Raw genomic sequence first — 8,369 nt, 5'->3', positions numbered from 1 at the left:
TTACCCGGCTGCGTCGACGTCACATCCGGCTGAGTCGTAACAACCGTGTTACCCGGCTGCGTCGACGTCACATCCGGCTGAGTCGTAACAACCGTGTTACCCGGCTGCGTCGACGTCACATCCGGCTGAGTCGTAACAACCGTGTTACCCGGCTGCGTCGACGTCACATTCGGCAGGGTCGTGGTAACCACGGTGCCCGGCTTCGTCGACGTCGTAGTCGGAGCAGTCACAGTAACAGTCGGCGTCACCGTCGTAGTCACCTCAGTCACCGACGGCGCGGTAGTCAGAGCCGTAGACGGCTCACTCTCCTCAGACGACTCTTCCGGAACAGCCGGCTTAGTTGTCGGGGATGGCTCATGAGAAGGGGCCTCTCCCAACCGTAATGTCTGGGATGAATCTTCAAGATCTCGGTGCCACCCGATTGTCTTGACGTCTGTATTGCCATCGGTGAACTGCAGTTTGTGATTGACGTTCGTCGAAGTTAATTCCTCAAAAACCACCATTGACTCGACATTGGACACGTCCTCGTTCAGCGTGATCGGGACCGTCACATAGCCGGAAACCGCGGCATGATCACTATCTTCGAACGCAATTGTTGGATTGATGTCAGTTTGGCTAAACACCCCAGGGTCTGAGGGCTTGAAAGTTACGGAACCAGATCCAAGTTCGGTTGCAGGATTTGCCTTGTCGACAAGGGTTGCCGACAAAGTGTAAGTAGCCCGGCCTCGACCTTCACGCTGGTCATCTCGGAGGATGTCGGAGATAAAAACACGATCATAAACGGTTTTCGGAGCCGGTTGATTTTCAAGAACTCGATCCGAATCCGTGAAGGAGTCATCTTTGAAAGATGCCGTTGTCCTCAACTTCGGTGCCGGCTGGATTATCACGAGATCTTGATGGTCAGCGCTTCTGGTTCTGAAAATTTGCCCCGTCCGGTTTTCGGCTCCTACAGGCTCACTGAGTGCGACGGCATTCTCAATAAGTTGGTCGTAGATTCTTTTTGTAACTACCTCGATATCGTCAAAATCATCGTCATCATCGAACTGCGGCGTGTAGCCGTTCGAAAAATGCGAAATTGCGAGCTGGGTAGCCGCAAGATTGGCACGCTCAAGAGTTTGCGGATCTACTCCACTTATCTCGACAGGCTTAGTTGGATAGCCGTTCTCTACGATCCACCGGATCTTGCCCAGCCGTTCAATCTTTTCTTCACGAGACAACCCTGAGCTTGGACCGAAGACGCTTTTAGCGCTATTCGAGTTTAAGTACGAGTCCCAGCTGACCACGTCACCTGGAGAATATTCCGTAATGTCAGTATCAGCATCAATACAGAGGGCAAGATACCATTGTCCATCGACACTCAAAGTATCCAGCCGAAGCATATTGACGGACGTTATCGGACGAGGCAAACCATCGCTCCCGACAGCATTGTACGTGTGACCGAACGCCTGATGGAATTCGAGAGTTTTTGTGGGTTCGTTACCCCCACTCGGCTGTCCCTGCGCTTGCGCCGGCGTGGGCACCGCGACCACAGCAACTGCGAGAGCAACCGACGCAAGCAGGGAGACAAACACCCCCCACCACGATTTAGTTCTTGCTGGACTATCTAACACAAACTCCACCTTTCACTCGCCGAGCAGCACGTGGCCAACCCGTTTCCGACACCCCGTTCAACGGACACGCCGAAGACAGGGAAATTCCAGAGAAAACATAACCCATAGGCAGGAGAGGGGCAACGGCATATAAGCAGTTCACAGACTTCTGTCAATTAGTGAACCATCCGCTTATCACCCTCTAAGGGTTGAAGGGGTGGACATCCCTACAACGCGCTGGGGAAACTTTCTGAAGACAATTCGAGCTGTTTAAAACACGAGAATCTCTAAGAATCCCGAATCGCCCCCACTACCCCCATAAAACTCGGTGCGCCCGGAGAGACTTGAACTCTCACGCCATAAGGCACTGGAACCTAAATCCAGCGCGTCTGCCAATTCCGCCACGGGCGCGTCGTTGATGGATACTACACAGTGGTCCGCGGCAATCGTTAACCGGAACCCGGCCATTTGCAACGACATATAAATAAGATGCAATTAAAAATGCGGCAGTCAAACTTTCGTTTGGCCTTTTAAGGTTGCCGGGTAGACTGACCAGCTGTGAGCGAAGAGAACAAGGCAGTTGAGAGCACCGAGGCGGTGCCCCAACGCGAGCGCATCCGCGTGCGCTGGTGGCACATCGTGCTGCTGATCGCAGCAGCCGTGACCTGTCTCCTGCTCGCCCGCTGGCAGTGGGAGCGCTACCAGTCCGGCTCGGGAACGTTCCAAAACCTGGGCTACGCCCTGCAATGGCCGTGCTTCGCGGCGTTTTTCGTCTACGCCTACCGCGTGGGTATGCGCATGGAGAACGAGAAAATCGACGCCGAAAACGCCGGCTTGACCATGGACGACCTCTACGAGGCCGACCTTGCCAAGTACGGCGAGGTAAAGGAACCCACGGAAATCGACGAGGACTTCCTCCCCTCTCGCCCCGAGCTGGACGTGGAGGAATACAACAAGCTTGTAGCCCCGCGCCGTCAAACGAACGCAGAAGGTAAAGGTGAATCAGCATGACGCAGCCCGCCCCGCAGACCCCGCCCACTCAGCCCGCGCGCATCCACCCGGAACGCCAGCGTCGCGTGAAGCAGGCGCTCACGTTTTTCACTATCACCGCGTGGATCACTGGTGTGCTGTTCCTCCTGCTTATTACCCGCATGATCATGCAGTACGGCTTTGACATGAACGTCGACTACCTGTCCTGGGTCGCCCGCGTGCACGGCTTCGCGTTCGTGGCGTTTCTGATGGCGTCGCTGAACCTTGGGTCCAAGGCACGCTGGTCCGCGGGCACCTGGATTACCACCGCTCTGTCCGGAGTTGTGCCGTTCATGTCGTTCATCGTGGAGGCCAAGCGCCGCAAAGAAGTCAAGGAGAAGTTCCAGCTCTCCTAAGCGCAAAGACAAAACCCGGCAGGGAAAACCTGCCGGGTTTTGTGTTGTCAGAGCCGGTTTACTTTTCGGTGGTCTTGGTCAGCACCATCACGCCGACCTTTTCTGCCTGATCGTTCTGCGGGCTCAGGGTGAGGGTGTCGCCGCTGCGCTCGGCGTCGTACTTCAGGTCCTGGTGGGTCAGCGGATCCTCGAGCTTGAACTCCTTGTCGTCGCGCAGGCAGTTCGCCTCGTTGGTTTCACCGTCGGTCTCGGTCATCTGCCAGTCGCAGTCCTTGCCGTCGATAGTGATGGTGGCGTGGCCGCCGCCTTTGCCTTCCTGGGTCGCGGTGATGTCGCCGGTCCATTCGCCGTCGAAATCACCCTTCTGACCGCAACCGGTCAGCAGCGCGCCGGAGGCGAGAACAGTTCCTACAAGTGCAATCGTTTTCTTCATAGGCCCACTGTAACCAATTGCGTCACTTCAGCGCCGCGATGTGCGGGGCCAGCGCCCTCAGCGCCTTGCCGCGGTGGGAGCGCGCATTCTTCTCCTCAGGCGTCAGCTCTGCGGAGGAGCGGCCGTCGGCATCGGCGGGTGCAAACAGTGGGTCGTAGCCGAAGCCGTTCTCGCCGCGCGGTTCGCGGAGCAGCTCGCCCTCCCAGCGGCCCTCGGCGGTAAATTCCTGCCCGTCCGGGGCGGCCAGGGCGCAGCAGGACACGAACGCGGCAGCTCGCTCGTTGATATCCGCCATCTGGGCGAGCAGCAGGTCGTTGTTGGCCTGGTCGTCACCGTGGTTGCCGGACCAGCGGGCAGACAGGATGCCCGGCATGCCGTTGAGCGCTTCCACTGTCAGGCCAGAATCGTCGGCAACGCAGGGCAGGCCGGTGGCTTTTGCTCCGGCACGGGCCTTCAATAGGGCGTTGTCGACGAAGGTGAGGCCGTCTTCGACGGGGTCGGGGTACGGCGGAGCGTCGTGAAGCGAGACAAGCTCCACCCCTTCAATGTTGAGCTCGCGCAGCACCTGCTCGAGCTCGCGGACCTTGCCTTGGTTCCTGGAAGCGACGAGGACCTTTACCATCCCAGCGCCGCCTTCTGTGCTGCGATGAGCTCCTCGCAGCCCTTGGCCGCGACATCCAGCATCTCGCCGAGCTGCTCGCGGCCGAACAGGCCGTGCTCGCCGGTGCCCTGAATCTCCACGAAGTTGCCGCCCTCCTGCATCACCACGTTGAGGTCCACCTCGGCGCGGGAGTCCTCCTCGTAGGGCAGGTCCAGGCACACGTGGCCGTCGATAATGCCGGCGGAAACCGCGGCGATGGGCTTGAGCAGCGGCTCGCCCGGGACCACGCCGCGCTCCTTGAGCACCGCGATGGCGTCCGCGAGCGCGACATAGGCGCCGGTGATGGAGGCGGTGCGGGTGCCGCCGTCGGCCTGGAGCACATCGCAGTCGAGCTGGATGGTGTTCTCGCCAAGCTGGGTGAGGTCCACAGCGGCGCGCAGCGAGCGGCCCACCAGGCGGGAGATCTCGTGGGTGCGGCCCTTCACCTTGCCCTTCATGGACTCGCGCGGCATGCGGTCGTGCGTGGCGGACGGGAGCATGGCGTACTCGGCGGTGAGCCAGCCCTCGCCGGAGTCCTTCTTGAAGCGCGGCACGCCCTCCTCCACGGAGGCGGTGCACATGACGCGGGTATTGCCGAACTCAACGAGCACACTGCCCGCCGGGTTGGAAGTAAAGCCGCGGGTGATGCGCACGGGGCGCAGTTGGTCGAAAGCGCGGCCGTCTAGGCGCGAAAAATCAGTCATGCGTCCAAGCGTAACGCAGTTCGGCAATGTCGATTCGTCGGACTTCTACGCCCAAGGCGTTTGATTGATCACGTTCGGAGGGCACCCCATTGCGCCAGGGATGGGCAACGAGTTTGCTTGTGCAGAGAGATCGTGCCCCGGGAAATCCGCTCTCAAAAACTCGGAAACAACTCTTTGTAGCGCCTCATGCGGTCCACCCTTGATCACACCGTGCAGGTACTGCAGCATGGATAATTTGAAGAATGTCCGCTCGCGCAACGGTTCGGGATATGCCCGAACCCAGCTCAGGTCTGACCTCGGGTTTCTTGGCATGAGGGGTGCATCATCAACTCGGTTGTACAGTCTCGAGTAATGCGCACAGGTGTTACGCATATAGGCCAGCGATCGCTGCCACGACCCAAGCTCCTTGAACGTCAGCCCAGTATCAAAGGCGATTTTCTCTCTCATCCACTTTGGAAGCAGGTCGTACAAGTTGCGCAACGCTCCCCACTCAAAAGTTTGGACTGCAACCCAAATAGGGAGATCTTCGTCTCGATTTCTATAGTGCTGTACAAAATCCTCTTTGGAGTAATCTATCGATGCGTCGAAGCGGTCCAGCCACTTGGCATAACGCTTTTCCTGGGTTCGATCCCTAATCGGTGAACGCATCTTCAGATCGAGCACTGACGGGTTGTCTAGATGGAGGTATAGCAGCGGGTGCTCACTGCCGATCGTGTGCGCGATGGCGTTACGAAGCCAAATCTCCACCGGCTCCAATGCGCTCAGAGCAGCCTTGCGCAATCGGGTGTCGTGTGCATAGAGACGAACAATGTCGTCGAAGTTTGTCCCATCACGGAATTCATCCATTCGAGCTAGTTCGAACCCGCGGCGCTTCTCCTGATCCGGGAGCGGTTTCCGGAACGAATACCAGTACCCGCTTAAACGGTAATATCCGATGTTTCGCAGCGCTTTTTCGGCTGCTTCGGTATTAGCGATCCGCATCCCCCGATCAGCTAATAAAGCCAAAAGATCCGCATATTCCCTAAATGGTTTCGTGGCGACCACGATTCCCCACCCCCGAATTTTGAAAACCGGCCCTGGACTGACTACTGGGAGGTAGCCTAGCGGAACCGGTCGTTATGGTGATTAAGTTAGCACGCGAGAGCCCTAGTGCCACCATTCGCCCCTTAAAGGGGGGTAACGCAGGCGGTTACGGCTCGAAGGTGGCGCCGGCCTTGCCCAGGATGATCTCCCCGTCGAACTCGGTGCGGGCGGCCGCGAGGACCTCCTCCGGGTCCGTCCACGGCTGGATGTGCACCAGCACCAGTTTTTTCACGCCGGCCTCGCGGGCGATGCGGCCGGCTTCCTTGCCGGATAGGTGCATGCCCTCCGCCTTGTCTTCGGAGGTTGCGCCCCAGGCGGCTTCGCAGAGGAAGTAGTCGGCGTTGCGGGCGGCGTCGATGAGCGTTGGCGTGTACCCCGAGTCTCCGGAGAAGGTGATGACCTTGCCGGAGGCGTCCTCGATGCGCAGCGCGTGCGACTCTTGTGCCGGGTGGACCACATCAAACGGGGTGATGGTCAGCCCGCTGAGCTGCTCCGGCTGCCCGGCGCGCCAGATGGTGAACTCGAAAGTGTCGGTAAAGTCGTCCTGCTCCCCCGGTTTGTCCGCACTCATGCGCCCCAGGTGCTCCCGGGCGTACGAGGGGCCGATCAGGCGGTGGCGCTGCTCCGCCGGGGCCGTGGGGTGGTACCGGCGCCACACCAGCAGCGACGGGAAGTCCGAGCAATGGTCGGCGTGAAGATGGCTGAAGATGACGTGCGCCGCAGACGGGTCGAACCGCTCCTGCATGGCGGCGAGCGCTCCCGGACCGAAGTCCATCACCACATCCGTTTCACCAGGCACGGAGATGACGTAGGAGGAAGCTGGGTTACCGGGCGCCGCCAGGCTCCCAGAGCACCCGAGGATGGTCAACTGCATGGACACACTCTGCCATGAAAGCGCGGGGAATTCATACCGAAACCTTAAATTTTTGCTAGTTGCGTGGCTTATTGATCCGAATCCCCCAGTTAGAGATCCAGCCCACTCAACCAACTTTGCAAGCTGGAAGGCGGGCTGAACGATTACCCCTGATTAAAGCCGCACTCTCACCAGCTGTCAAGCGCTAGTTGCGGCCGATGGCGTGGACGGGCGGGGCGAGGAAGCGGCGGGCGAGCTCGTCGAAGGTGTCGGGGTCGCCGGTGGATTCGAAGATGTGGGTGGGGGCGGCAGTGGCGTCGTTAAGCATATTGCGCTCGGTGAGGACACGAAGCACATCCTTTGAGGTCTCCTCGGCGGAGGAGACGAGCGCGACCTCATCGCCGATGGCCAGCTGGATCACGCCGGAGAGCAGCGGGTAGTGCGTGCAGCCGAGCACGAGGGTGTCCACGTCGGCCTCGCGCAGCGGTGCGACGTAGCCGCGTGCGACGTCGAGGACTTCCCTGCCGGAGGTTTTTCCTTGCTCCACAAACGGCACGAACTCCGGGCAGGCTTGGGCGGTGACCTGAAGGTTCGGGTTGACCGCGAAGAAGTCCTGGTACGCGCCGGATTTCACCGTGCCCTCGGTGCCGATGACGCCGATTTTGTTGTTGCGGGTGGTGGCCATCGCGCGACGCACGGCTGGCTGGATGACCTCGATGACGGGGATGTCGTAGCGCTCGCGGGCATCGTGGAGGAAAGCAGCAGTGGCGGTGTTGCAGGCGATCACCAGCATTTTGCAGCCGCGTTCCACGAGCTCGTCGGCAATGCGCTGCGAATGCGCGCGCACGTCCGCGATCGGCTGCGGGCCGTAGGGGCCGTGGGCGGTGTCGCCGATGTAGATCAGGGATTCGCCCGGCAGCTGGTCCATCACCGCGCGCGCTACCGTGAGGCCGCCGACGCCGGAATCAAACAGCCCGATGGGGGCGGAGTTGTTGTTGGAGTTGGGGTTTTGGCTGCCGGCGAAAGTTTCCACGCCGGTCATCCTATCCCTGCCTGCGCGCCTGCTTCTCAAGCGCTTTGGCCTGCTTCTTCGCGGCCAACTTCGGCGGGTCGTCGGAGGTGATCACCATGCTGGCGACAATCCCGCCGATTGCGCCGAACAGGTGCGCCTGCCAGCTCACCCCCTCAGTGCCGGGTAGCAAGCCGAAGATGAGGCCGGAGTAGAAAAAGCCCAGGACAACGCCGGTGATGATCTGGCCGATGGAGCGGTTGAAAAAGCCGCGGACGATCAGATACGCCAGCCAGCCGTACACCAGACCGGAGGCGCCGATGTGGTTCGTGCCCACGCCGCCGAACAGCCAGGTGCCAAGGCCGCCGATAATCACCACAAACGTGGTGACCTCCCAGAACACCCGCTTGCCGGAGTAGCCCACCAAGAACGCAAAGATTGCGCCGGGGATCGAGTTGGAGATGATGTGCTCGAAGTTCGCGTGCAGCAGCGGCGAGGTGAAGATGAACGGCAGGGAGGACACGTCCAGCGGGTGGATGCCAAACGCCTGCAGCCACGGGAACACCAGCTCCAGGATGAACACAATCCAGATCGTGGCGAGGAATCCGCCGGCGAGCTTCAGGCCCGTTTGGCGCTGCGCCTTTCGTTTCGACACCCGTCTGGTTCCGCGGGG

10 protein-coding genes and 1 tRNA gene are annotated in these 8,369 nt (G+C 60.1%); 2 read left to right on the top strand and 9 right to left on the bottom strand.

Features of this window, described 5'->3' with window-relative positions; genetic code table 11:
* The coding region (locus MHY23_RS10580; RefSeq protein WP_239307522.1) for a Cys-Gln thioester bond-forming surface protein at positions 1–1,610 on the bottom strand (1,610 nt) is incomplete at its 3' end.
* A 308-nt stretch (positions 1,611–1,918) separates the two neighbouring features.
* Positions 1,919–2,000 (bottom strand) — tRNA-Leu (locus MHY23_RS10575).
* 147 nt (positions 2,001–2,147) lie between these two features.
* On the opposite strand from MHY23_RS10575, the gene MHY23_RS10570 reads away from it, so the two are divergent.
* Both MHY23_RS10570 and MHY23_RS10565 read left to right on the top strand, forming a co-directional pair.
* Entirely contained in the window at positions 2,148–2,600 is a 453-nt protein-coding gene (locus MHY23_RS10570) for a hypothetical protein (protein ID WP_239307521.1), read from the top strand.
* Positions 2,597–2,974, top strand: a complete 378-nt coding sequence (locus MHY23_RS10565) for a DUF3817 domain-containing protein (RefSeq protein ID WP_239307520.1) — start codon at positions 2,597–2,599, stop codon at positions 2,972–2,974. The genes MHY23_RS10570 and MHY23_RS10565 overlap by 4 nt, the downstream gene beginning before the upstream one ends.
* A gap of 58 nt (positions 2,975–3,032) precedes the next feature.
* Here MHY23_RS10565 and MHY23_RS10560 read toward each other — a convergent pair whose 3' ends face one another.
* From MHY23_RS10560 to MHY23_RS10530, 7 genes are all read right to left on the bottom strand, one after another.
* On the bottom strand, positions 3,033–3,407 hold the full coding sequence (locus MHY23_RS10560) for a lipoprotein (RefSeq protein WP_181888985.1): 375 nt from the start codon (positions 3,405–3,407) through the stop codon (positions 3,033–3,035).
* Between the two features lie 22 nt (positions 3,408–3,429).
* Entirely contained in the window at positions 3,430–4,029 is a 600-nt protein-coding gene (gene rdgB, locus MHY23_RS10555; protein ID WP_239307519.1) for an RdgB/HAM1 family non-canonical purine NTP pyrophosphatase, read from the bottom strand.
* Complete coding sequence (gene rph / locus MHY23_RS10550; protein WP_239307518.1) at positions 4,023–4,751, bottom strand: ribonuclease PH; 729 nt, start codon at positions 4,749–4,751, stop codon at positions 4,023–4,025. Before rph ends, rdgB begins: the two co-directional genes overlap by 7 nt.
* 45 nt (positions 4,752–4,796) lie before the next feature.
* Positions 4,797–5,795, bottom strand: a complete 999-nt coding sequence (locus MHY23_RS10545) for an Abi family protein (RefSeq protein ID WP_239307517.1) — start codon at positions 5,793–5,795, stop codon at positions 4,797–4,799.
* Positions 5,796–5,940: 145 nt separating this feature from the next.
* Positions 5,941–6,708 carry an MBL fold metallo-hydrolase gene (locus MHY23_RS10540; RefSeq protein WP_239307516.1) on the bottom strand — a complete coding sequence of 256 codons (768 nt, stop codon included), beginning with the start codon at positions 6,706–6,708 and terminating at the stop codon, positions 5,941–5,943.
* Between the two features lie 184 nt (positions 6,709–6,892).
* A complete protein-coding gene (gene murI, locus MHY23_RS10535) occupies positions 6,893–7,729 on the bottom strand; it encodes a glutamate racemase (RefSeq protein WP_370645851.1) in 837 nt (278 codons plus the stop codon).
* A 1-nt stretch (position 7,730) separates the two neighbouring features.
* Complete coding sequence (locus MHY23_RS10530; protein ID WP_239307524.1) at positions 7,731–8,351, bottom strand: rhomboid family intramembrane serine protease; 621 nt, start codon at positions 8,349–8,351, stop codon at positions 7,731–7,733.
* Positions 8,352–8,369: the final 18 nt, after the last annotated feature.

This window comes from Corynebacterium sp. ACRQP (genome assembly GCF_022345915.1).
GTDB lineage: Bacteria > Actinomycetota > Actinomycetes > Mycobacteriales > Mycobacteriaceae > Corynebacterium > Corynebacterium lehmanniae.
Note: the sequence above shows the minus strand (reverse complement) of the source record. Positions and strands in the feature narration are given on the sequence as shown.

What these genes read in the sequence shown, in the direction of transcription:
- MHY23_RS10540 (WP_239307516.1), bottom strand. Translation starts at nt 6,708, where the DNA reads ATGCAGTTGACCATCCTCGGGTGCTCTGGGAGCCTGGCGGCGCCCGGT.
- MHY23_RS10560 (WP_181888985.1), bottom strand. Translation starts at nt 3,407, where the DNA reads ATGAAGAAAACGATTGCACTTGTAGGAACTGTTCTCGCCTCCGGCGCG.
- murI (WP_370645851.1), bottom strand. Translation starts at nt 7,729, where the DNA reads ATGACCGGCGTGGAAACTTTCGCCGGCAGCCAAAACCCCAACTCCAAC.
- rph (WP_239307518.1), bottom strand. Translation starts at nt 4,751, where the DNA reads ATGACTGATTTTTCGCGCCTAGACGGCCGCGCTTTCGACCAACTGCGC.
- MHY23_RS10565 (WP_239307520.1), top strand. Translation starts at nt 2,597, where the DNA reads ATGACGCAGCCCGCCCCGCAGACCCCGCCCACTCAGCCCGCGCGCATC.
- rdgB (WP_239307519.1), bottom strand. Translation starts at nt 4,029, where the DNA reads ATGGTAAAGGTCCTCGTCGCTTCCAGGAACCAAGGCAAGGTCCGCGAG.